This window comes from Gillisia lutea (assembly GCF_021568705.1).
Taxonomy (GTDB): domain Bacteria; phylum Bacteroidota; class Bacteroidia; order Flavobacteriales; family Flavobacteriaceae; genus Gillisia; species Gillisia lutea.
In genome coordinates this window covers 22,864-46,237 of the sequence record NZ_JAKGTH010000008.1, presented here as the reverse complement: position 1 = coordinate 46,237, position 23,374 = coordinate 22,864, and the positions used below count along the sequence as shown (strand labels likewise).

Annotated in this window: 20 protein-coding genes; 14 read left to right on the top strand and 6 right to left on the bottom strand. The window is 35.5% G+C overall.

What is annotated here, in order from left to right; translation table 11 throughout:
* Nucleotides 1-59 precede the first annotated feature (59 nt).
* From capB to L1I30_RS07345, 3 genes are all read right to left on the bottom strand, one after another.
* On the bottom strand, nt 60-1,319 hold the full coding sequence (gene capB, locus L1I30_RS07355) for a cysteate-C-fatty acyltransferase (protein ID WP_236133630.1): 1,260 nt from the start codon (nt 1,317-1,319) through the stop codon (nt 60-62).
* 143 nt (nt 1,320-1,462) lie between these two features.
* A complete protein-coding gene (gene capA / locus L1I30_RS07350; RefSeq protein ID WP_236133629.1) occupies nt 1,463-2,503 on the bottom strand; it encodes a cysteate synthase in 1,041 nt (346 codons plus the stop codon).
* 102 nt (nt 2,504-2,605) lie between these two features.
* Nucleotides 2,606-4,732 carry a S9 family peptidase gene (locus L1I30_RS07345; RefSeq protein ID WP_236133628.1) on the bottom strand — a complete coding sequence of 709 codons (2,127 nt, stop codon included), beginning with the start codon at nt 4,730-4,732 and terminating at the stop codon, nt 2,606-2,608.
* 63 nt (nt 4,733-4,795) lie between these two features.
* On the opposite strand from L1I30_RS07345, the gene L1I30_RS07340 reads away from it, so the two are divergent.
* Complete coding sequence (locus tag L1I30_RS07340; RefSeq protein WP_236133627.1) at nt 4,796-5,119, top strand: YbaB/EbfC family nucleoid-associated protein; 324 nt, start codon at nt 4,796-4,798, stop codon at nt 5,117-5,119.
* Between the two features lie 73 nt (nt 5,120-5,192).
* On the opposite strand, the gene L1I30_RS07335 is transcribed toward L1I30_RS07340, so the two are convergent.
* The gene (locus tag L1I30_RS07335) at nt 5,193-6,221 is read right to left on the bottom strand and encodes a threonine aldolase family protein (protein ID WP_236133626.1); all 1,029 of its coding nucleotides are present in this window, start codon (nt 6,219-6,221) and stop codon (nt 5,193-5,195) included.
* 175 nt (nt 6,222-6,396) lie between these two features.
* Between L1I30_RS07335 and prfB the strand changes: the two genes are divergently transcribed.
* The 4 genes from prfB to L1I30_RS07315 all read left to right on the top strand — a co-directional run bounded on the left by prfB (nt 6,397) and on the right by L1I30_RS07315 (nt 10,915).
* A protein-coding gene (prfB, locus tag L1I30_RS07330; RefSeq protein WP_236133625.1) for a peptide chain release factor 2 occupies nt 6,397-7,495 on the top strand; the annotation gives its coding sequence in 2 pieces (ribosomal slippage) (nt 6,397-6,459 and nt 6,461-7,495; 1,098 coding nt in all).
* 65 nt (nt 7,496-7,560) lie between these two features.
* Complete coding sequence (arsC, locus tag L1I30_RS07325) at nt 7,561-7,902, top strand: arsenate reductase (glutaredoxin) (protein ID WP_236133624.1); 342 nt, start codon at nt 7,561-7,563, stop codon at nt 7,900-7,902.
* 30 nt (nt 7,903-7,932) lie between these two features.
* On the top strand, nt 7,933-8,310 hold the full coding sequence (locus L1I30_RS07320) for a hypothetical protein (RefSeq protein ID WP_236133623.1): 378 nt from the start codon (nt 7,933-7,935) through the stop codon (nt 8,308-8,310).
* Between the two features lie 109 nt (nt 8,311-8,419).
* On the top strand, nt 8,420-10,915 hold the full coding sequence (locus tag L1I30_RS07315) for a TonB-dependent receptor (protein ID WP_236133622.1): 2,496 nt from the start codon (nt 8,420-8,422) through the stop codon (nt 10,913-10,915).
* A gap of 147 nt (nt 10,916-11,062) precedes the next feature.
* Here the strand turns inward: L1I30_RS07315 and L1I30_RS07310 are convergent, their stop codons facing one another.
* Nucleotides 11,063-11,239, bottom strand: a complete 177-nt coding sequence (locus L1I30_RS07310; RefSeq protein ID WP_236133621.1) for a hypothetical protein — start codon at nt 11,237-11,239, stop codon at nt 11,063-11,065.
* Nucleotides 11,240-11,442: 203 nt separating this feature from the next.
* Between L1I30_RS07310 and fumC the strand changes: the two genes are divergently transcribed.
* Nucleotides 11,443-12,840: a class II fumarate hydratase gene (fumC, locus tag L1I30_RS07305; protein WP_236133620.1), complete on the top strand. Its 1,398-nt coding sequence runs from the start codon at nt 11,443-11,445 to the stop codon at nt 12,838-12,840.
* Nucleotides 12,841-12,908: 68 nt separating this feature from the next.
* On the opposite strand, the gene L1I30_RS07300 is transcribed toward fumC, so the two are convergent.
* Entirely contained in the window at nt 12,909-16,100 is a 3,192-nt protein-coding gene (locus tag L1I30_RS07300; protein WP_236133619.1) for a cytochrome c biogenesis protein, read from the bottom strand.
* 122 nt (nt 16,101-16,222) lie between these two features.
* Here L1I30_RS07300 and L1I30_RS07295 point away from each other — a divergent pair, with 122 nt between their 5' ends.
* From L1I30_RS07295 to L1I30_RS07260, 8 genes are read left to right on the top strand one after another with little or no spacing between them, the layout of a single operon-like run.
* Nucleotides 16,223-16,984 (top strand): Rossmann-like and DUF2520 domain-containing protein, encoded by a 762-nt coding sequence (locus L1I30_RS07295; RefSeq protein WP_236133618.1) that lies wholly within the window; start codon nt 16,223-16,225, stop codon nt 16,982-16,984.
* On the top strand, nt 16,968-17,489 hold the full coding sequence (locus L1I30_RS07290) for a KdsC family phosphatase (protein ID WP_236133617.1): 522 nt from the start codon (nt 16,968-16,970) through the stop codon (nt 17,487-17,489). Before L1I30_RS07295 ends, L1I30_RS07290 begins: the two co-directional genes overlap by 17 nt.
* Nucleotides 17,486-17,812: a DMT family transporter gene (locus L1I30_RS07285; protein ID WP_236133616.1), complete on the top strand. Its 327-nt coding sequence runs from the start codon at nt 17,486-17,488 to the stop codon at nt 17,810-17,812. The genes L1I30_RS07290 and L1I30_RS07285 overlap by 4 nt, the downstream gene beginning before the upstream one ends.
* Before the next feature lie 12 nt (nt 17,813-17,824).
* Nucleotides 17,825-18,739, top strand: coding sequence for a geranylgeranylglycerol-phosphate geranylgeranyltransferase (locus L1I30_RS07280; RefSeq protein WP_236133615.1), 915 nt, complete (start codon nt 17,825-17,827; stop codon nt 18,737-18,739).
* A 6-nt stretch (nt 18,740-18,745) separates the two neighbouring features.
* A complete protein-coding gene (locus L1I30_RS07275) occupies nt 18,746-19,336 on the top strand; it encodes a Maf family nucleotide pyrophosphatase (RefSeq protein WP_236133614.1) in 591 nt (196 codons plus the stop codon).
* A gap of 31 nt (nt 19,337-19,367) precedes the next feature.
* The gene (locus L1I30_RS07270; RefSeq protein WP_236133613.1) at nt 19,368-20,258 is read left to right on the top strand and encodes a septum formation inhibitor Maf; all 891 of its coding nucleotides are present in this window, start codon (nt 19,368-19,370) and stop codon (nt 20,256-20,258) included.
* Nucleotides 20,258-20,797, top strand: coding sequence for a mechanosensitive ion channel domain-containing protein (locus L1I30_RS07265; RefSeq protein ID WP_236133612.1), 540 nt, complete (start codon nt 20,258-20,260; stop codon nt 20,795-20,797). Before L1I30_RS07270 ends, L1I30_RS07265 begins: the two co-directional genes overlap by 1 nt.
* 56 nt (nt 20,798-20,853) lie before the next feature.
* Nucleotides 20,854-23,340 carry a PIG-L family deacetylase gene (locus L1I30_RS07260; RefSeq protein ID WP_236133611.1) on the top strand — a complete coding sequence of 829 codons (2,487 nt, stop codon included), beginning with the start codon at nt 20,854-20,856 and terminating at the stop codon, nt 23,338-23,340.
* Nucleotides 23,341-23,374: the final 34 nt, after the last annotated feature.

Here is a 23,374-nt window from a genome sequence, read left to right as displayed (position 1 = left end):
CCATAAAAAAAATCCGCTACAAGTAGCGGATTTTTTTATTTATAAACTTTTGGATATTACTATTCTTCTGCTGAAGCAGTAACCGCCTCAGAAAGTCTTTTATAAGTTCCATTCTCTAATCGTTCTCTAATTGCAGAGAAAGCTTCTAAGGTAAGTTCTACATCTTCTAAGGTGTGCGTAGCAGTAGGAATCATTCTAAGTAATATAAGACCTTTAGGAATTACCGGATACACAACTATTGAACAAAAGATTCCATGATTCTCTCTAAGATCTTTCACCAAAGCCATTGCCTCAGGAATACTACCTTTAAGATAAACTGGAGTTACACAACTTTGTGTAGTTCCAATGTCGAAACCTCGTGATTTTAATCCATTTTGCAAAGCATTCACATTCTCCCATAACTTAGCTTTAAGTTCTGGCATGGTTTTCAACATCTCTAAACGCTTACGGGCACCAATTACCAATTGCATCTGTAAAGATTTGGCGAACATTTGCGAACGCAGATTATATTTTAAATAATCCATGATCTCTTTATCCCCAGCAATAAAAGCACCTGTACTGGCCATAGATTTGGCAAAGGTTGCAAAGTACACATCTATATCGTCTTGAACTCCTTGTTCTTCTCCTGCTCCTGCTCCTGTAGCCCCTAAGGTTCCAAAACCATGAGCATCATCTACAAACAATCTGAAGTTATATTTCTCCTTTAAAGCAACTATTTCCTTTAATTTACCTTGCTCTCCACGCATTCCGAACACACCCTCAGAGATCAATAATATACCTCCACCGGTTTGTTCTGCAATTTTAGTAGCACGCTGCAGGTTCTTCTCGATACTTTCCATATCGTTGTGCTTATATGTAAATCGCTGCCCCAAATGCAATCGAACACCGTCAATAATACAGGCATGTGCATCTACATCATATACAATAACATCAGCCTTAGAAACCAAAGCATCAATAGTAGAAACCATTCCCTGGTATCCAAAATTCAATAAATATGCTGCTTCCTTACTTACAAACTCAGCGAGCTCTTCTTGCAACTTTTCATGCATATCGGTATGCCCGCTCATCATTCTAGCCCCCATTGGGTAAGCAGACCCATACTCGGCTGCCGCTTCAGCATCTACTTTGCGAACTTCAGGGTGATTAGCCATTCCCAGGTAATCATTTATACTCCAGGTAATAACTTCTTTCCCTCTAAACTTCATTCGGTTAGAAATTGGCCCTTCCAGTTTAGGGAACACAAAATATCCTTCTGCCTGTTCAGCCCATTTTCCTAAAGGACCCTTGTCCTTATATATTTTATCAAATAAATCTCTCATAGATCTTTTATTTACGAGCTGCAAAAGTAGTTAAATACAACTCAATTTTACAATAATAATATTTAATGCCCGCATTATGTAAAATAAAAGCATCCTTTCAAAAGGATGCTTTTAAATATTAAATGTTATTAAAGGAGCATCTCTTACTTTATAAACTCAATACTTTGTGCAGCTGCTGCGTTCTTAGTGTCGAAAAATCCTTGTTCTGTCATCCAGTCGTCACTAAAAACTTTACTCATATATCGTGATCCGTGGTCAGGAAATATAACCACAACCTTACTATTCTTATCAAACTCGCCTTGTTCACTAAGTTGCTTTATTCCTTGCATAGCGGCACCACTAGTGTAACCAACAAAAAGCCCTTCGGTTTTTGCTAACTCACGCGCGGTATGCGCACTTTCTTCATCTGTAACTTTTATGAATTTATCTATTGCATCAAAATCGGTAGCAGTAGGAATGAGATTCTTACCTAAACCTTCAATTCTATATGGATATATCTCTTCAGAATCAAATTCGCGAGTTTCGTGATATTTCTTAAGCACAGAACCAAAAGCGTCTATTCCAATAACTTTTATATCTGGATTTTGATCTTTCAAATATCTGGCAGTTCCAGAAATAGTCCCTCCAGTACCACTGCAGGCTACCAAGTGAGTGATTTTTCCCTCTGTTTGATTCCAAATTTCCGGCCCTGTAGAATTGTAATGAGCATCCATATTAAGCTCATTAAAATATTGATTGATGTATACTGAACCTTTTCTTTCCTCGTGTAATCTTTTAGCTACCTGGTAATAAGATCTCGGATCGTCTGCCGAAACATGCGCCGGACAAACATATACCTTTGCCCCCATAGTTTTCAGCATATCGATCTTATCTTTTGAAGATTTTGAACTAACTGCTAAAATACATTCGTAGCCCTTTATTATACTCACCATTGCAATACTATAACCTGTATTTCCCGATGTAGTTTCAACAATAGTGTCTCCCGGTTTTAGAATCCCTTTTCTTTCCGCTTCTTCTATAATGTATAAAGCGATACGGTCTTTAGTAGAATGACCGGGGTTAAAAGCTTCGACTTTTGCGAAAAAATTACCTTCAAAATTTTTTGTGATGGAGTTTAAATGTATTAAAGGTGTATTCCCTATTAATTGTAATACATTATCATAAACTTTAATCTCTTCTCTCATAAATGAAGTTCTTTTGCAGAATTTGTATTTTTATAAAACAGCGCAATAAAAAAGTACCGTCTTAGTTATAAAAACCGGACAAATTTAAGCGAAATTTTTTAATTATTCATCAATTCCTTCCATGTCTAACAAAAACGCGTACTCTTCTGCTACCTCTTTCAAGGCTTCAAACCTTCCTGAAGCTCCTCCGTGCCCCGCATCCATATTTGTGTGCAGCAATAAAATATTGTCATCTGTTTTAAGCTCTCTTAGCTTAGCAACCCATTTTGCCGGTTCCCAATATTGTACCTGAGAATCATGAAGCCCTGTAGTTACCAGCATATTAGGGTATTCATGTTTACCAACATTATCGTACGGGGAATAAGAAAGCATGTAGCTATAGTACTCAAGGTCGTTAGGATTCCCCCATTCATCATATTCTCCTGTAGTTAAGGGAATACTGTCGTCTAACATAGTTGTAACAACATCTACAAAAGGAACTGCCGCTACCACTCCATTATAAAGTTCTGGCGCCATATTAACCACGGCTCCCATTAATAATCCTCCGGCCGAACCTCCCATAGCATAAAGATGCTGTGATGAAGTGTATTTTTGATCTATTAGATACCGGGATACATCTATAAAATCGGTAAATGTATTCATTTTCTTTAATAGTTTTCCATCCTCATACCATTGTCTGCCAAGATACTCCCCACCTCTAATATGGGCAATTGCATAGATAAACCCTCTGTCCAACAAACTAAGTCGAGCGGTAGAAAAATAAGGATCTATAGTAGAACCATACGAACCGTATGCGTACTGAAGTACAGGGTTACCTCCATTTCTCTCAATATCTTTTCTATAAATTAAGGAAACTGGAATTTTAGTTCCATCTGCAGCCGGCGCCCAGATTCGTTCAGTTGTATAGTTATCTTTATTAAATTTTCCACCCAATACTTCCTGCTCCTTAAGAACTACTTTCTCCTTAGTGGTCATATTAAAATCCACTACAGAGGTTGGAGTATTCATAGAATTATACGTGTATCTTAAGATATCGGTATCAAAATCGGGGTTAATACTAGTGTAGGCGGTATAAGTTTCATTATCAAATGGTAAATAATAGCTTTCCTGAGTATCCCATTTAGTGATTTTAATTTTATTTAGACCATTGTTACGTTCACTCACCACAAGGAACTTTTCGAAAATATCAATATCTTCCAATAAGTAATCATCTCTATGAGGGATTACTTCCACCCAATTCTCCATTCCGGTTTTATCTACCGGACATTTCATCAATTTGAAATTTGTGGCTTTGTCTTTATTAGTAAGAATATAAAATTGATCTTCATAATGACTTATTCCATATTCTAAACCTCTTTGGCGTTCTTGAAATATTTTGAACTCTCCTTCAGGAGTATTGGCGTCTAAAACCCTGTATTCACTAGTAAGGGTACTATGTGAACCTATTATTAAATACTTGCGTGACTTCGATTTATACACATAAGTATTATAAGTTTCATCTTTTTCTTCAAACACTAATACATCTTCACTGGGGTCTGTACCAAGTATATGCTTAAATATTTGATTGGACCTGAGTGTTTGTTCATCCTTTTTAGTATAAAAAAGCGTTTTATTATCATTCGCCCAAGTAGATCCTCCCGTAGTTGTTTCAATTTTTTCAGGTAGAATTTCACCTGTTACCAAGTTTTTTATCTGGATAGTATATTTTCTTCGGCTTAGCGTATCCACGCCAAAAGCAACCAATTTATTATCCATACTTACATTCAAACCTCCAAGACTATAGTATTCAAAGCCTTCAGCCATCTCATTAACATTGAAGAGAATTTCCTCCGGGGCATCAAGTGATTCCTTTTTACGAGAATAAATAGGATAATCTTTACCCTTTTCAAATCGGGTCAAATACCAATATCCGTTTAATTTATAAGGCACAGATTCATCATCCTCCTTTATACGACCTTTCATTTCCTCAAAGAGTTTTTCCTGAAACTCTTTAGTATGAGAAGTCATTTGCTCGTTATATAAATTTTCACTTTCCAGATAGGAAATCACTTTTGGATCTTCCCTGTCATTCATCCAGTAGTAATTATCTACCCTCGGCATATTGTGAGCTACTAATTCTTTTGCAATCTTCTCTGCTTTTGGGGATGTAATATCTTTTTTCAATTCGGTTTTATTTTGAGCGGTCACAAAGGTAAAACTTCCCATCAAAATAAATAATAGTGTTTTCATAATAACAGCTTTGGTAATGTAATTTAGTAATTTTGTAATCAATTAATTTTAAAAACTACTATTATGTTTGGAGATATGATGGGAATGATGGGGAAACTCAAAGAAACCCAACAGAAGGTGGAAGCCACCAAAGAACGAATGAAAACCGTTCTAATTGATGAGCAGTCTACAGATGGATTATTAAAAATAACGATAACAGCTGCCAGAGAAATCAAGAATATATCTATTGCCGACGAGTTATTAGAAGATAAAGAGCAATTAGAAGATTATTTGGTATTAACGCTAAACAAAGCGATTAAAAGAGCTACTGATGTGAATGAGGCTGAATTAGCTGCAGTAGCTAAAGATGGGATGCCTGATATCCCTGGATTAGACATGTTCAAATAATTAAAGATTCTATTGTATTAAAAAAAGCCCCGATATAGACATCAGGGCTTTTTCTTTTTTATAAACTTAAAGTTTACAGAGTGATCGTTTTAAGCACTTCTAAGAATTTCTGATGCATTTCTTCGGGATAATCCAGATGCGTCACTATTCGTAATTTTCCTTGCCCCATATTACTTATACGAATATTTTCCTTTTGAAGCGATTTCATAAAATCAGCTTCCTGAGAAACATCTTTTAAATAAAATATAATGATGTTGGTTTCAATAGTTTCTACAGTAGCAATATAAGATTGAGCACTTAGTACTGCTCCAATCTCTTTAGCTCTTTTATGATCATCATCCAATCTGTGAATGTTATTATCTAAAGCATAAATTCCTGCGGCAGCCATAAAACCAACTTGCCGCATTCCGCCTCCTAACACCTTTCTTACCCGAATAGCATTTTTCATAATATCTTTATTCCCCAATAATACAGACCCCATAGGAGTTCCTAAACCTTTTGATAAACATACAGATATTGTATCAAATAATTTTCCATACTCTTTTGGTGATTCCCCCTTTGCCTGCAACGCATTAAAAAGACGGGCACCATCTAAGTGTAGCCCCAAATTATGAGTGTTACAAACCTTGCGAATCTTTTTAATTTCTTCTAGATCATAACAAGCCCCTCCCCCTTTATTGGTAGTGTTTTCCAAACAAACTAAGCTAGTTAAAGGGCTATGGTAAAAATCTGGCGGATTAATATTCTCTTCTACTTGAGCAGCAGTAATCATCCCTCTGTCTCCATCTACTAATTTACATGAAACACCACTGTTAAAAGAAACTCCTCCCCCTTCATAATTGTATACATGTGCCCATTTATCGCAAATTAACTGCTCTGCAGGCTGAGTATGTAATTTTATCGCAGCCTGATTTGCCATGCTACCTGTTGGAAAGAACAAAGCTTGATCCATCCCAAACATTTTAGCCAGTTTTTCTTCAAGTTCATTCACCGTTGGGTCCTCTTTGTAAACATCATCCCCTACTTTAGCTGTCATTATAGCCTGTAGCATTCCTTTGGTAGGTCTTGTAACGGTATCACTTCTTAAATCTATTTCTTCCATATAATTATATCAATTTCTATAAAATTAAAGCCTTAGTCTCCTTTCAATCTCAATTAGGGGCTGCCATTTCCGGCTGCTTGTATTAAAATTAAATAGTGCTTAAAACTATAAAATAAATGCAAAATAGTTTTGGGTACAGGGGTTTAATTCTATTTTTACACTAAAAATAACACATATGATCACTTCAGAACATATAAAAGATCTTAGAGATCGCCTGGTAGCGTTAAGGAGGTATCTTTGACGTTGATGCCAAACAAATAGAAATTACCAATTTAGAAGAAAAGACCTATGCTCCCGACTTTTGGAACAATCCAAAAGAGGCAGAAATTTTAATGCGTGAACTTAACACTGAAAAAAAATGGGTGAACGATTATTTACAAGGGGAAACTCTTGTAGATGACCTAGAAGTAATATTTGAATTCTTCAAAGAAAAAGAAGCTACCTCAGAAGATGTCGCAACTCGGTTTGATAAGGCTTTAAAGCTTATAGAAGATCTTGAATTCAAAAACATGCTTTCTGATGAAGGAGATAGTCTAAGTGCCGTCTTACAAATTACAGCCGGTGCAGGGGGAACAGAAAGTTGCGATTGGGCAGAAATGTTAATGCGCATGTATCTTAGATGGGCGGAAGCAAAAGGATTTAAAGTTAAGGAACTTAATTATCAGGCAGGAGAAGTTGCAGGAATAAAGACCGTTACTTTAGAAATTGAAGGAGAATATGCCTTTGGCTGGTTAAAAGGCGAAAACGGAGTACACCGCTTGGTTCGCATCTCTCCTTTCGACAGTAATGCTAAACGTCATACTTCATTCGCTTCAGTTTATGTATATCCTCTTGCAGACGATACCATAGAAATAGAGATCAATCCGGCCGATATCTCCTGGGAAACTATGAGATCATCAGGAGCGGGAGGACAGAACGTAAACAAAGTGGAAACCGCCGTACGATTAAAACATGCTCCCACAGGAATTGTTATAGAAAACTCGGAGACCCGATCTCAATTAGATAACAAGACCAAAGCAATGCAGTTGCTTAAAAGTCAGTTATACGAAATTGAACTTCAAAAGCAACAGGCACAGCGTAGGGAGATTGAAGACTCTAAAATGAAGATTGAATGGGGATCGCAAATACGCAATTATGTATTACATCCTTATAAATTGATAAAAGATGTTAGAACTGCTGAAGAAACTGGAAACGTAGAAGCAGTAATGGATGGTGAAATTGATCAGTTTTTAAAGGCTTATTTAATGATGATGGGACAACGGCACGAAGATTGAATTAACTCTGGCTAAATGTTTAAAAAATAAAATTAATTGTTTATTTTAAAGCAACGATAGAAACCATGATAACTATATACCATAATCCTAGATGTAGCAAATCCAGAGAAGGCTTGGAAAAATTAAAAGCCTTTGGAAAGGAATATAAGATTCGGGAATATTTAAAAGAGGAATTATCTAAAAAAGAATTGACCCAGTTAATTAAGAAGCTTAATATAAATCCCGAAGCGCTCATACGAAAGAATGAAAAAGTATGGAAAGAGAATTATAAAGGCAGAGACTTAAATGACGATGAATTGATAAATGCAATGCTTGGAAACCCTAAACTTATAGAAAGGCCTATTATAGAAAGTAAAGAAATGGCTGTGATAGGTAGACCGGTGTCAAATATCGATCAGGTATTATAGCTATAGTTAACAAAATAAAAAATAAGATTCATGAAACTTCGAAACAGATTCATGCTTTTAGGTTTAACCGCCGCAGTTACCGGAGGATTTGTTATCTCTCAGATCTACATGCATGAAAAAAATAGAAAAGAACTTAGAGAAATTGCGCAGGAACTAGCTGCCAATTGGAGAATTAAATTAGGCCTGACTAAAGCACAGTGTACCTTATTAGAAGATATTTTAATAGAATATACCATTCGTAAAAATGAGGTTATTAACTCTGAGCTTACCGAGAGTCGAAAAATTAGCAGACTACAAGAAATTCAAAAACACGAGCATAATAGATTACGCAAAATATTTACAGAAGCTCAGTTCAACGAATATGTTGGAATAAACAAAAAAATTCCTAACGAGATTATGGATTCATAATCAGATAATTATTCAATTTAAATGTAATGGTTTAAACTTTTTAACGTTCTTTTAACGTTGGGAGTTTAAACCATTCTTTTTTTGTGTGGTCTAACTGTAAAAAGTTACTATGACCACCAAAAAATTACTTTCCATCAGCATCCTGCTGATTTTTATTTTTTCATTTTCACAATATTCCCATGCGCAATCTAAAAATTTCACCATTTCCGGTAAAGTTGTAGATGATGCACTGAATGTTCCCTTAGAATATGCCACCATTTCTATTACCAGAGCCGATGACCCTTCTTTTTTAGATGGAGGCGTTACAGACATCAATGGTGATTTTGCTATTCCGGTTCCGCCGGGAACATATTCTATAAAGGTTGAATTTATTTCTTATGAGACCAAAACCTTTAGAAATAAGGAAGTAAACTCCGATCTTAATCTAGGAACAATTAAACTCGGAATTAGTTCAGCAAATTTGGATGAAGTAGTAGTAACCGCCGAAACTACGCAGGTAGAAGTACGACTTGATAAGAAAATATATAATATAGGAAAAGACCTTACAACTGCTGGGGGTACTGTAAGTGATGCTTTAAACAATGTGCCTTCTGTATCTGTTGATGTTGAAGGTGGTATAAGTTTAAGAGGGAATGAGAATGTACGAATTCTTATAAATGGCAAACCATCAGCCATGGCTGGTTTTGGATCTACTGATGTACTAGGTCAATTACCTGCAAATGCTATTGAGCGGGTAGAGGTTATCACGTCTCCTTCCGCAAGATATGATGCTGAAGGAACTGCAGGGATACTGAATATCATTCTTAGAAAGGAAAAAACTTTAGGATTCAATGGGTCTTTAACTACCAACATTGGAGATCCTGCAGATTATGGAGTGACTGCAAATGCTAACTGGAGAACACAGAAATTCAACCTTTTTAACACTACCGGTTTTAATTACAGCAATGCTCCCGGAAATGCGAATTTTGATACACGTTATTTTGATGGTACCTATGATAGGGTTATTGAAGATAGAAAATACGACCGATTAAGAAGAGGCTTTAATACCAACTTAGGTTTAGAATATTATATTACCGATATGTCCTCGATTACTGCGAGTGCTTTCTATAGGTTAGGTAATAATAACGATGAAACTCGTAATTACACCAACAGGTACGTAAATGAAGAATTGGTTGCTCAAACCCTAAGAAAAGAGAGAGAAGCTGAAGATGATAATAGCTTACAGTTTGCGGTGAATTATATCAATAAATTCAATGAAGATGGACATCAGTTAACTGCCGATTTTCAATATGAATACGATAAGGAAAAAGAACCTTCCTTTATAACTGAAAATATTTTGTTAGACAATACACCTAATGGTCTGGGTTTCCTTGCTTCCGAAGAAACAATTAACAAAGAAACTCAAAAAGAATACTTAGCCCAGGTAGATTATGTGTTACCAATTGGTGAAGATTCACAGTTTGAAGCAGGTTATCGAGGAAATTTTAAAAATGAAATAACCGATTATACATTAAAGCAAGAGGATGAACAAACTACTCAGTTAATTGTAAATGACACCCTAACAAATATCTTTGATTACACCGAAAATGTAAATGCGATCTACACGCAATACGGATCAAAATTTGGAAATTTTTCCTTCTTATTAGGACTTAGATTAGAGAATACCCAATTAACAGGTTCTATAGATTCTGAACTTACAGATGAAGAAATTACAGCGGCTTTCGGTTTTCCCATAGACACCGATTTTGATAACAACTATTTAGGACTTTTTCCTACAGTGAATTTAATTTACGAATTAAGCGATACCGAAAATGTAACTTTGGGTTATAACAGACGTATTAATAGACCAAGAGGTTGGTTTATCAATCCCTTTCCTTCTCGCTCCAGTAGAACTAACATTTTCCAAGGAAACCCTAATCTCGCTCCTGCCTATTCCAGTGCGTTTGATTTAGGTTACTTAAAAAGATGGAAGAAATTAACTTTGACATCTTCGGTGTATTATCAGCATGAAACCGATGCTTTTGAACGAGTTCAACAAGGTACTGGCCAGTTGTTTGATGGAATCGAGATTGTTAGAACTATCCCTATTAACCTTGCAACCAACGAGCGAATTGGAGCAGAAATAGGCGCTCTTTACAATCCTGCAAAATGGTTGCGCTTAAATGGGAGCATCAATTTCTTTCAATTTAAGAAAGAAGGAGAATTTAATGGAAGAGATTATAGCTCTGAAAGTACCAGCTGGTTTGGAAGATTTAGTTCTAAGGTAAGTCTACCTGCAAGTATTGACTGGCAAACAAATGCTAATTATTTTGGACCTTCCGAAAACTCACAAACTAAGAGCGATGGAATCCTGAGCCTGGATGTGGCTTTAAGCAAAGAGATCTTTAATGAAAATGCTACAATATCACTAAACGCTCGTGATTTACTGAACTCAAGAAAAAGATCTTCTACCACCACTACCGAAACTTTTATTCAGGAGAGTGAATTTCAATGGAGACAACGTCAGATCACACTTTCTTTAACGTATAGATTCAATCAGCAAAAGAATCAGCAGCGTAAAAGGCAAATGAATGGTGGCGAAGAAGGTGGTGACTTCGAAGGATAACAGAAAATTAAAGTAATTAAAAAGGCTTGTCTCACGACAAGCCTTTTTTTATTATCCAGAAACCAACTCATTGCTAATAAAGAAATAAAAAAACCTTTCTGCTTATTCAGCAAAAAGGTTTTTTTAGGTATTCTATATTTTTAGGTCTTAAGCTTTACGCTCACGCTCTAAACGTTTTTTCTCTCTGTATTCTTTAAATAATTCTGTAACCGAACCACCTATCCAATAAGGTACAATGGCTACTAAAAATATCATTAACCAAAATCCCATGGTTAATATTACAAGAAAAGCTAAAAAGCCTAAGTACTGATCAAAGTCAAACATAATTAAAGAAGATTTTTAAATCATAGCAAAGATAGTGACTCTATTTTTTATCTGCCAACTAAAATTTAAATTTTTACCTGCCAATTGTAAATTTAAACTTCATCATTTGAAAATTTAGCTATGTTAAAAGATTTAAAATTTGTCGAAAAATTCAACATTAAAAAATTACTAACATGTAAATTTGTATTCAAATAGTAAAAATTATGGATTACAGAATAGAGAAAGACACTATGGGCGAAGTAAAGGTTCCTGCAGATAAACTGTGGGGTGCCCAAACTGAACGTTCTAAAAATAATTTTAAAATTGGTGCTGCAGGAAGCATGCCTTTAGAGATAGTATACGGTTTTGCATATTTGAAAAAAGCTGCAGCATTTACCAATTGTGAGTTGGGAGCATTAGCTGTTGAAAAAAGAGATTATATAGCCCAGGTTTGTGATGAGATATTAGCAGGAAAGCATGATGACCAGTTTCCTCTTGTTATCTGGCAAACAGGAAGTGGAACCCAAAGCAATATGAACCTCAATGAGGTTATTGCCAACAGAGCACATCAGCTTGCCGGAAAAAAAATAGGAGAAGGTGAAAAAACATTACAACCTAATGATGATGTAAATAAATCTCAATCTTCTAACGACACCTTCCCAACAGGAATGCATATTGCTGCATACCATAAAATTATTCATGTTACTCTCCCGGGAATAAAAAAGCTAAGAAATACTCTTAAGAAAAAATCGGAAGATTTTAAAGACGTAGTTAAAATTGGAAGAACCCATTTTATGGACGCTACTCCCCTTACTTTGGGGCAGGAATTTAGTGGCTATGTGGCACAATTAGATCACGGTATTAAGGCTTTGGAAAACACACTTCCTCACCTAGCCGAATTAGCCTTAGGTGGTACAGCAGTAGGAACCGGTTTAAACACGCCAAAAGGATATTCTAAACGTGTAGCAGAATTTATCTCAAAATTCACCGATCTTCCTTTTACTTCTGCTCCTAACAAATTTGAAGCGCTGGCTGCTCATGATGCGTTAGTAGAATCTCATGGTGCATTAAAACAATTGGCAGTATCACTTAATAAAATTGCCAACGATATAAGAATGCTTTCTTCAGGACCAAGAAGCGGTATTGGAGAAATTACAATTCCGGCAAATGAACCTGGATCTTCTATTATGCCCGGAAAAGTGAATCCTACGCAATGTGAAGCTTTAACCATGGTATGTGCTCAGGTAATGGGGAACGATGTGGCTATAAGTGTAGGTGGTATGCAGGGACAGTTTGAGTTAAATGTCTTTAAACCTGTTATGGCTGCAAATTTCTTACAAAGTGCACAATTGCTTGGAGATGCTTGTGCTTCTTTTGAAGAGCACTGTGCAAAAGGTATTGAACCTAATAAAAAACGTATCAAGGAATTATTAGATAACTCCTTAATGTTAGTTACAGCTTTAAATACCAAAATTGGATATTACAAAGCTGCAGAAATTGCAAATACCGCACATGCTAATGGTACAACCTTAAGAGAAGAAGCTGTTAATTTAGGCTATGTTACCAAAGAAGAATTTGACGAGTGGGTTAAACCTAAAGATATGGTTGGAGGATTAAAATAATTTCCAATCTTTCCCAATAAAAAAATCCTGCTATTAAAGCAGGTTTTTTTATTTATAAACTAAGATTTCTATTCTTTAACCTCTTTCTTAGGTGTCTTTTTATAATACTTATTATACTTCCAGTAAGATACCGCCCCAAGAACAGCAACTCCTGCAATGGTGTAATAAATAAACGTTGGAGTTATCACTTTATCACCACTCGCATAAGAATGCAATCCTGCAAGGTAAAAGTTCACACCAAAATAGGTCATCATTATACTGGCAAAGGCTACCACTGCCATTAAGTTGAAGAACCATCTACCTCTAAGCCCCGGCACTAACCTCATATGTATCACAAAAGCATAAACCATTATACTAATTAGCGCCCATGTTTCTTTTGGATCCCAGCCCCAGTAACGTCCCCAACTTTCATTTGCCCACTGGCCACCTAAAAAGTTTCCAATGGTTAACATTACCAGACCTACGGTTAAAGCCATTTCGGTAATAATAGTGATCTCTTTTATATTAAGATCCATTTTATGCTTATTCTTCTCGTTGGTAAGTATCATTAACAGTAATGAAACTGCTCCTAATATCATTCCTAAGGTGAAAGGTCCGTAGCTCCCAACAATTACAGAAACATGTATCATTAACCAATACGAGTCCAAAACGGGTTGTAAATTAGCGATTGCAGGATCCATCCAGTTCCAATGAGCAATCATCAAGATCATGGAAGCAACAAATGCTGTGGAAGCAATGGTCAAATTACTTTTTCTTCCAAAAGCCAATCCGAAGAACATAGTTGCCCAGGCAACATAGATCATAGATTCGTAAGCATCACTCCAGGGTGCATGACCAGAAATATACCATCTTGCAGCCAAGCCTAATGTATGTAAGATAAATAGCAAAAGAATTACTACTGCACTCGTGCCAATCAAAATTCTAATAGCTTTATTATCATTAAATATTTGAAAGATCACAAATACAAGCATTAGTAATCCAGCAAACATATAATACATGAACAAGCTTCTGAAAATATCATATTTATTGTAGGCTATTTCAGCGTCTATCTTGTTTTCAGAAGGCATTACTTCTGAACCAAATTTCTTCTGATATCCGGTAATACTTTCTAATAGCTCTTCCGCTTTATCATAATCACCAGTCGTTTTTGCCTCGCGAAGTGCGTTCATATAAATAGGAAGTATCTGTCTTGCATACAGCGAATCCATTCCCTTAAAATTAGCTTCAGGCACCTCAGGATAGGAAACCCATTTATTGTTTTCATCTCCAGGAATCGGAAAAATACGAAGCACTTTTCCCTGAAGCGCGTTAAAAAGAAGGTTTACCTTTCTATCGGTTTCAATAAAATCTTTTTGAAATTGATCTGGAACCGCTGCCTGATAAGCACTTTCCAAATAAGGTGATAATTTATAAGCGCCAGTACCATCAAAAAAGTCTGTCATTGCCAAGTACTTTTTATCTTTTTCCACACCGGCAATATGCCTAATACTATCATTATTAGGCTTCACATATATTAATGGAACATTGTACCAAAGAGCAGGATTTTCTGTCATTGAGATCAAAACCTGGTCGGCATTCAGGTCTTCATAATTATCCTTCTTACTAAGTTTCCTTAATAATTCTGAAGAGAAAGTATTTGCAGGCTTCATACGTCCTCCGGCATCTTGAATTACCAATCGCCCAAATTTTGCAGCGTGTTCAGGTTTAACAACATTATTAAGCAATAATGAATCAACCTGTTCTTTTGGAGATCTTACATGCGCATGCTCTTCTTCATTATCCTGAGCATAGCTTATAGATGTTAATAACAATAATGCTACAACACTAACTAATTTTGATTTTTTGACCTTTATTTTGTCCAGCATTACTTTCAGTTTTCCAAAACGGCTTCCTTTATCAAAAAGAATTAGCATTAAACCTCCATACAGTAAAAAGTATCCTATATAAGTAATCCAGGTTCCCCAAAAATCGTGATTTACAGAAAGTACAGTTCCCTTTTCATCCGGATCAAAAGAAGCTTGAAAAAAGCGGTAACCTTCCTTATCTAAAACATGATTCATGAAAATCTCATATGGCTCAGAACCTTTATCATCAATTACCTCAACTTTACTTTTAAAAGCTGAATAACTAGGAGTAGGATTATTTTCGGTTCCTGGATATTTATCAGCTATAAAATCATTTAGTTTGATGGAAAACGGAAGTTCCATTTGTTTAGAGCCATAGCTTAAGAAAACTTCCAATCCGCCAATCTCTATATTTTTAGGAGGATTAACCAAACCTTTACCTCCAAGCAGACTAAGGGTTTTTGATTCACCCCCAGTACTTACTTTTAAAGCAACCGCATCGGGCTGATTCTTATTTTTTTCTTCTGTAGGAACAATATCAAAATTTCCACGAGTAACAGGCTCAGGGATAACAAACTGCATCCCTCCCATATTGTATAAAGACCTCAGCATTAAAGTTTGTGTGCTATCGGCAATCATCTCACCTTTAAACTGATCGGCCATTCTCATGAAGGTTCCGCTAAAAGGAGATCTTATCTTATAACTCCCATCTGCTTCATCAACTATAATATTTACAGCTCCATCGGTAGGCTTATTAAAAGCAAAGAGCGTATTATGAATATTGGCAACCTCCCCTTCTTTCAAATAATGTTCATGACGCTGGCCATCACCAGCTTCAACAACCTGCAAATAGTTATCGCCATTTTCGCTTAGCACTAAGCCTTCCTTGGCCCCATGTATAAAATTGGTGACCTCAATTTTTACAGGTTGACCATTATAATCGGTATTTATTGATAAGTCGTTTTCAGTCTCAACTGCAAGAAGTACTTTCTCCTGCACCACTCGTCTACGTGGCTCTCCATCAATCTCTCCATCTAAATATGCAGTAAGATATGTGTCACCCGAAAGAAACGTATTTGTTGTTTCCCCTTCCCTAATAGGCATTATACCTTCATAACTAATATATCTTGTTACAAAAGCTCCAACCAGAATTAAAACAAACGATAAGTGAATAAGTAGAGAAGACCATTTTTCTCTTTTATGAAGATTATACCTTACAATATTGCCGGCGAAATTAATAACGAAGAATAACATTATTCCTTCAAACCACCAGGTATTATAGATCAAAACTCTTGCAGTTTCAATGGTATACCAACTTTCTATAAACGTCCCTAAAGCCATAGCAACAGAGAACACAATGAACAAAACTGCCATGATCCTTGTGGAGAACAAAACAGCACTAATTTTATTTTGCATTTAAGACTACTTTAAAACGCTGCAAATTTAACAAAATTTAAAGTTTTAAGAGGTTTAATAAAGAATCAATTCCTATGCTGATATGTTAATTTTAAACTCAGAATTTTTGGTAATTTAGCGGCATGACCAGCATAGTAATTTTTGGGACCGGGAATGTTGCAAAACATTTGTTTGAAGCTTTCCAATTAATAGAAGATTTCAAGGTAATCCAGATTTATAATCATTCGAGAACCAGCCTTCAGTATTTTGAAGATAAAGCAGCTACAACTACTTTATTGGAAGAGGTTGTGGAAGCCGATATCTATCTATTAGCGTTGAAAGATGATGTTTTACAACAAACTGCCAAACACCTTTCTTACAGAAAAGCTTTAATGGCACATACTTCGGGAGCTAATTCTATAGAGATATTTAAAGATTTTGACAGGTACGGATTGTTTTACCCACTTCAAACCTTTTCAAAGAACAGACACCTGGATCTTTCAAATGTTCCACTTTGTATTGAAAGTAATAATGAAAACGATCTGGACTTATTAGAAAAATTAGCTTCGAAAATTTCTTCAAACATATATAAGATCTCTTTTCAACAAAGAAAGGCGCTACATGTTGCCGCCGTATTTGCAAATAATTTTGTGAATTACCTTTATACAGAGGCCGAAGAAATTGCAAAAAATAATGATGTCCCTTTCGAGATATTGCATCCGTTAATTATAGAAACTGCTGCCAAAATAACTCAGTTAAGTCCGAAAGAAGCTCAAACCGGCCCGGCAAAAAGAAATGACCTGGAAGTTATAACTGCTCATTTGAAGCTTTTAAATACCGAACAAAAAGAAATATACCAACTTTTAACCAAATCAATTCAGCACCTTCATGGAAAAGAATTATAAAGAATATTTAAATCATATAGACACTTTTATTTTTGATGTAGACGGGGTTTTAACCGATGGATCTATTCAAATAAATACTCAAGGAGAACTCTTTAGAACTATGAACATTAAAGATGGATATGCTCTTAAAACCGCCGAACAAGCCGGGTATCATGTTTGTATTATTTCTGGCGGCAAAAATGAAGGGGTAAGACTTCGTCTTAGAGAATTGGGACTAACTAATATTTTCCTTGGAGTTCATGATAAAGTTGAAAGACTCGATGAATTTATGGATGTGTACGATATCAATCCCGAGAATGTACTTTATATGGGAGATGATATTCCGGATCTTTATTCTATGCAAATGGTTGGAATGCCTTGCTGTCCTCAAGATGCTGCCCCTGAAATTAAAGAAATAAGCAGATATATTTCCCATAAAAAAGGGGGGAAAGGCTGTGTAAGAGATGTTATTGAACAGGTATTAAAAGTACAGGGAAAATGGCTTCAAAATCATAGCGCATTATGAAATGGGTCCTGTTAATTATTGCAGGACTTTTTGAAGTAGCTTTCGCTTTTTGCTTAGGCAAAGCAAAATTTTCTTCGGGCTCTACTGCCAATATGTGGTTATTAGGCTTTATTGTCTCCCTTGTTATAAGCATGGGATTGCTTTATAAAGCTACTCAAACACTTCCAATTGGAACAGCTTATGCAGTATGGACAGGTATTGGAGCTGTAGGCACCGTATTATTAGGGATATTTATTTTTAAAGAACCTGCGCATTTCTGGAGATTGTTCTTTTTGTGCACGCTTATTATTTCTATTATAGGTCTAAAATTTGTATCCCATTAAACTGAACGCGCTATGTTATTAGCATTTTTCAAAGTTTGCCGATTGCCCAATTTACTTATTATCATTATTACTCAATATTTAATAAAGTATAGCTTATTCAACAGTTTTGGGATTGATATTACACTAAGTGATTTTGGCTTTTTTCTCTTGTGTTTAGCTACAGTATGTATAGCGGCAGCAGGAAATATCATTAATGATATATATGATATTGAAACAGATCAAATCAATAAACCTCAAAAGCAGATACTGGATAAGGATATTTCTCTTAAAACGGCCAATAATCTCTATATAATTTTAAGTGTACTCGGTGTTGGGATAGGTTTCTATCTTTCCAATTTAATTGGGAAACCTGGGTTTTCTGCCATTTTCATTCTTATTTCAGCTTTACTCTATTTGTATGCTACCTATCTAAAACAGGTTGCCTTGCTGGGAAATGTTGTTATTAGTTCACTGGTGGCAATGGTCATTTTAATTGTTGGTTTATTTGATCTATTTCCCGCAATAACTCCTGGCAATAGACAAACACAATCTGTTATATTTTCCATACTTTTAGACTATGCTTTATTTGCTTTTTTGCTGAATATTCTGCGAGAAATTATAAAGGATCAGGAAGATATTATTGGAGATTACAATTCTGGAAGAAAGACCCTGCCCATTATTTTAGGGGCACAGCGTACCAATAAACTTATATTTTTAATAGGACTTATCCCTCTTGCGGCGGTTATTTTCTACATTTATCAATATTTATATCAACATCTATATGCAGTAATCTATGCATTACTGTTAATAGTAGCGCCCCTCCTCTATTTTTTAATTCAATTATGGACGGTTAAAACCACATCAGAATATAGAAAATTAAGCCTTATTTTAAAACTGATCATGGTTTCCGGATTATTATCTATAGGTTTATATCAATTCATATTATAATTAGTTATGCTGAAAGAAATTTTAAAAAATCACCATGTCGTTCTAGCTTCAGGATCTCCCAGAAGACATCAGTTTTTAAAAGACCTTGGTATTCCATTTATAGTGGAACATAGAAAGATTAAAGAGATCTTTCCGGAAGAACTTAAAGGAGCTGAAATAACCGATTATTTATCTGAATTGAAAGCCAAGGTGTTTCTTTCAGAATTAAAACCTCAGGATATTTTAATTACCAGTGATACTATTGTTTGGCATAATGAAAAAGCCTTAGGAAAATCCGAAACCACTTCAGAGGCATTTAAAATGATTGAATCCCTATCAGGTAAAACACATGAGGTAATAACGTCGGTTACTTTTACCACCAGTAAAATTCAAAAAACGGTGAATGCAACAACTAAAGTCACATTTAAAGAACTTAGTAAAGACGAAATAGATTATTATATATTGAATTATCACCCTTTAGACAAAGCCGGTGCTTATGGTATCCAGGAATGGATTGGTTTAATTGGAATTACTACTATTGAAGGTAGTTACTTCAATGTAGTGGGCTTACCCACACACTTGGTATATAAAACGCTAATAGAAATAGCCTCCCGATGATATTTCTTAATTTTATAAGAAATTGATCTCCATGAAAAACAAACTACTATTAAGCATACTTATAACGTTCCAGCTTCTTACAAGTTGTAATGGTCCAGCTTCAAAAAAATCGCCTATTCCAAGGATAGAACTATCACAAGACTTTAAAAATTACTGGTTCTCGGGAGAGGCTGAAATTACTTCCTATCAGTTAAATCAATCGCGGTATGGAGAAAATAGAACAGGAACAGCGGTACTTATTTATGTTACAGAAGATTTCTTAAAAGATCAACAAGTTAAAGCATCAGGTATTAATAAAAGCAATATTCCTGTTATTAAACTTAATTCCACAAAAAAGTTCACAACAGGCATATATCCTTATTCCATCATGCAAAGCGTATTTTCCCCGTTAGAAGGGAATTCTCACGCAATAAAAACCTCGACCTCTGTGCAGGAATGGTGTGGGCACGCCTATACCCAAATTAATAATAGAAATGAATTTGAAGTTAGTTCGCATTCTTATTTTGAAAATGAAGCAGATCAGGGTTTCTCCCTTGCCCCATCATATTTAGAAAATGAGATTTGGACATTGCTTAAAATTGATCCCAACTTATTACCAACTGGCGAAATACAAATGATACCTTCTTTAGAAAGTATTCGTCTAAATCATTTTCAAATTAAAGCCTATTTGACAGAAGCAGAATTCTATCAGGATGGCAAATTGGGAGTTTATAAATTATACTATCCTGAGCTTAAAAGAAGTCTAAGTATTTACTACCAAACCAGTTTCCCTTTCAAGATTGAAAAATGGGAGGAAATCCTTGAGAAAAATGGAAAGAAAGAGCTTACAATAGCAACAAAAATGGCTGATATAAAAACTGCTTATTGGACAAAAAATTCTAATATTGATTTACCTTTGCGTAAGAAATTGAACCTAGATTAATGTACGAGCTATACACTATTAATAAATCTCAAATTGCATATACCCTTGCAATAATTGTAATATTAGTAATCTTTCAATTTGTTTTAAAGAAAGCGGCCAACCGTGTAGGAAAACGCAGTGAAATTCATATTTCCCGTACCAGACTCATGTTCAAATATATTAATATCCTGGTAGTATTAATTGCAGTGTTCATGTTGGCCTTTGCATGGGGAGTAGGGCTGAAAGATCTTTCTCTAATCTTCTCTTCTGTGTTTGCTGTAATAGGAGTTGCATTATTTGCAATCTGGTCTATATTAAGCAATATCACTTCGGGTATTATTCTCTTCTTTTCCTTTCCTTATAAAATTGGAGATAAAATTAAAATTCACGACAAGGAGATGCCAATTATTGGTGTTATTGAAGATATAAAAGCTTTTCATTTACATATTATTACCGATGATGGAGAACTCGTAACATACCCCAATAACCTTATACTTCAAAAAGCAGTTTCTCTCATTCAAAAGGATGTATATCTGGATGAAGGAAAAGATAGCTTATAGAGAGAGAAACAGGCTTAAAGTTTATATATTTGAAGGAATTGATATCAATTTTTCAAATGCGAAAAACACTTTTACTTGTCTTCTGTTTTTTAGTCACAATTTCAGAAGCGCAAACCCCTCAAAAACTTAATTCAGCTGAAATTCATCAGGCCATCAAGAAACTTAACTTTCTTGGCTCTGTACTTTATATTGCCGCTCATCCCGATGATGAGAACACAAGACTAATTTCATACATCTCCAACTCATTACATGCGCGTACCGGTTACTTATCTGTTACTCGCGGAGATGGCGGGCAAAACCTTTTGGGGCCACAATTAAAAGAATTATTAGGAGTAATAAGAACTCAGGAATTACTGGCAGCAAGAAGAATTGATGGCGGGGAGCAGCGTTTTACGCGCGCTATCGATTTTGGTTATACAAAGACACCGGAAGAAGCTCTTAAAATATGGAATAAGGAAATAGTGCTGGGTGATGTGGTATGGGCTATACGTAATTTTAAACCTGATGTTATTATAAATCGCTTTAATCACAGAACTTCCGGCGATACTCACGGTCAACACACTGCATCTGCCCTTCTAAGTTTTGAAGCATTTAAATTAGCTGGTAATTCATCTTCTTATCCTAATCAGCTTAAATTAACAAAAACCTATACACCAAAAAAGCTCTATTTTAATACCTCTTCCTGGTTTTATAGTAGTCAGGAAGCATTTGAAAGTGCCAGTGCTCAATTTTCAAAATTTGATACAGGTGTGTATTTTCCATATAACGGACTTTCAAACCCGGAAATTGCGGCACTTAGTAGAAGTCAGCATCAATCTCAAGGCTTTGGAAGCTCTGGAAGCAGAGGCTCGCAAATTGAATATTTAGAATTACTTGAAGGCGAGCAACCAGAAAACAGTACAAATCTGTTTGCCGGGATAGATACTTCCTGGAACCGATTAAACGGAGGCCTGAAGATTGGGCAGATTTTAAAACAGGTAGAAGAAAATTACGATTTCGAGAATCCTTCAGCAAGTGTTCCTCAACTTCTTGAAGCTTATAAATTGATACTCGAATTACAAGATGAACATTGGAGAATCATAAAAACTGAAGAGATCAAAAATATCATTGCAGCCTCAGCCGGTTTATATTTGGAAGCCGTTTCCAAAACACCCACCGCCACTCCTTCCGAAAAAGTTACTATAGCGCTTGAAGCTATTAATAGAAGTCCCATTAATATGAAGCTGACGGCTATTTCATTACTTCCCGGGAATTCAGAGATCAAAATTCAGCAGGAATTAATGGATAATTCAAACTGGAAAACTACTGCTAGTTTCAAGGTTCATCCCACTGCAAAGTTTACTTCAGCATATTGGTTAAAAGAACAGGCAGCTTTAGGAACATATACTGTAAAAGATCAAAACCTTATTGGTTTACCTGAAGCTCCATCACAATACAAAGCTAGATTTTCACTAACCATAGAAGGTATTGAAATTTCATTTGATAAGGCGATCTCTTATAAAACTACTCATCCTGTTAAAGGAGAAATTTATCAACCCTTTGAGATCATCCCCCCGGTTTCTATTAATATAGCCGATAAGGTTTTGATATTTGCGAATAATGATACCAAAACCGTTCCGGTAACTATTACAGCTTCCAAAGCTAATATTTCCGGAAAGTTAGATCTGAAAACTTCAGATGGCTGGAAGATCGTTCCTCGAAACACAGATTTCAGCATCAAAGAAAAAGGAGGTACGATGACTCTTAATTTTGATATCACTCCACCAAGCGACCAAGCTGAAGCAATTTTAACTCCGATTGTTACAATAGGCGATAAAACATATTCTGATGAAGTGGTTCAAATAGATTACAATCACATTTCGTTACAAACTTTAGCGCTGCCTGTTAAAACCAAATTGGTAAAACTCATTATCAAGAAAAAAGGAGAACAAATAGGTTATATTGAAGGTGCCGGCGATGTAATTCCTGAAAGCTTAGAACAAATAGGTTATAAAGTAACCAAAATTGCTCCTAGCTCGATCTTAGCTAATTATTTAGCTAATTTTGATGCTATTGTAGTGGGAATACGTGCTTACAATATTGTAGATGATCTAAAATTTCAGCAAGAGGAACTATTTAAGTATGTAGAAAATGGTGGGACATTAATCTTTCAGTATAATGTGAATCGAGGTCTTATTACAAACAAACTCACCCCTTTTCCACTTGAAATTTCGAGAGAAAGGGTTACCGAAGAAGATGCTGAAGTAAGCTTTCTCGATAAAGAGAATCCGATTTTGAATGAGCCCAATAAGATCACTTCTGCCGATTTTGAAAATTGGGTACAAGAAAGAGGTCTATATTTCCCAAGTTCCTGGGGAGAAGAATTTACTCCTATCCTATCTATGCATGATGAAAATGAAAAAGCTTTAAACGGAAGTTTGTTATGTGCTAAATACGGAAAAGGTTATTTTATCTATACCGGTCTAAGCTTTTTTAGGCAGTTCCCCGAAGGAGTTCCCGGAGCTTTTAGATTATTCGCAAATATAGTCTCTATTGGAAAATAATGAAAATAACTAAAACATACATCTGGAAGAAAAG

Coding starts and splice junctions, on each gene's coding strand:
- capB (WP_236133630.1), bottom strand. CDS start 1,319: ATGAGAGATTTATTTGATAAAATATATAAGGACAAGGGTCCTTTAGGA.
- capA (WP_236133629.1), bottom strand. CDS start 2,503: ATGAGAGAAGAGATTAAAGTTTATGATAATGTATTACAATTAATAGGG.
- L1I30_RS07345 (WP_236133628.1), bottom strand. CDS start 4,732: ATGAAAACACTATTATTTATTTTGATGGGAAGTTTTACCTTTGTGACC.
- L1I30_RS07340 (WP_236133627.1), top strand. CDS start 4,796: ATGTTTGGAGATATGATGGGAATGATGGGGAAACTCAAAGAAACCCAA.
- L1I30_RS07335 (WP_236133626.1), bottom strand. CDS start 6,221: ATGGAAGAAATAGATTTAAGAAGTGATACCGTTACAAGACCTACCAAA.
- arsC (WP_236133624.1), top strand. CDS start 7,561: ATGATAACTATATACCATAATCCTAGATGTAGCAAATCCAGAGAAGGC.
- L1I30_RS07320 (WP_236133623.1), top strand. CDS start 7,933: ATGAAACTTCGAAACAGATTCATGCTTTTAGGTTTAACCGCCGCAGTT.
- L1I30_RS07315 (WP_236133622.1), top strand. CDS start 8,420: ATGACCACCAAAAAATTACTTTCCATCAGCATCCTGCTGATTTTTATT.
- L1I30_RS07310 (WP_236133621.1), bottom strand. CDS start 11,239: ATGTTTGACTTTGATCAGTACTTAGGCTTTTTAGCTTTTCTTGTAATA.
- fumC (WP_236133620.1), top strand. CDS start 11,443: ATGGATTACAGAATAGAGAAAGACACTATGGGCGAAGTAAAGGTTCCT.
- L1I30_RS07300 (WP_236133619.1), bottom strand. CDS start 16,100: ATGCAAAATAAAATTAGTGCTGTTTTGTTCTCCACAAGGATCATGGCA.
- L1I30_RS07295 (WP_236133618.1), top strand. CDS start 16,223: ATGACCAGCATAGTAATTTTTGGGACCGGGAATGTTGCAAAACATTTG.
- L1I30_RS07290 (WP_236133617.1), top strand. CDS start 16,968: ATGGAAAAGAATTATAAAGAATATTTAAATCATATAGACACTTTTATT.
- L1I30_RS07285 (WP_236133616.1), top strand. CDS start 17,486: ATGAAATGGGTCCTGTTAATTATTGCAGGACTTTTTGAAGTAGCTTTC.
- L1I30_RS07280 (WP_236133615.1), top strand. CDS start 17,825: ATGTTATTAGCATTTTTCAAAGTTTGCCGATTGCCCAATTTACTTATT.
- L1I30_RS07275 (WP_236133614.1), top strand. CDS start 18,746: ATGCTGAAAGAAATTTTAAAAAATCACCATGTCGTTCTAGCTTCAGGA.
- L1I30_RS07270 (WP_236133613.1), top strand. CDS start 19,368: ATGAAAAACAAACTACTATTAAGCATACTTATAACGTTCCAGCTTCTT.
- L1I30_RS07265 (WP_236133612.1), top strand. CDS start 20,258: ATGTACGAGCTATACACTATTAATAAATCTCAAATTGCATATACCCTT.
- L1I30_RS07260 (WP_236133611.1), top strand. CDS start 20,854: ATGCGAAAAACACTTTTACTTGTCTTCTGTTTTTTAGTCACAATTTCA.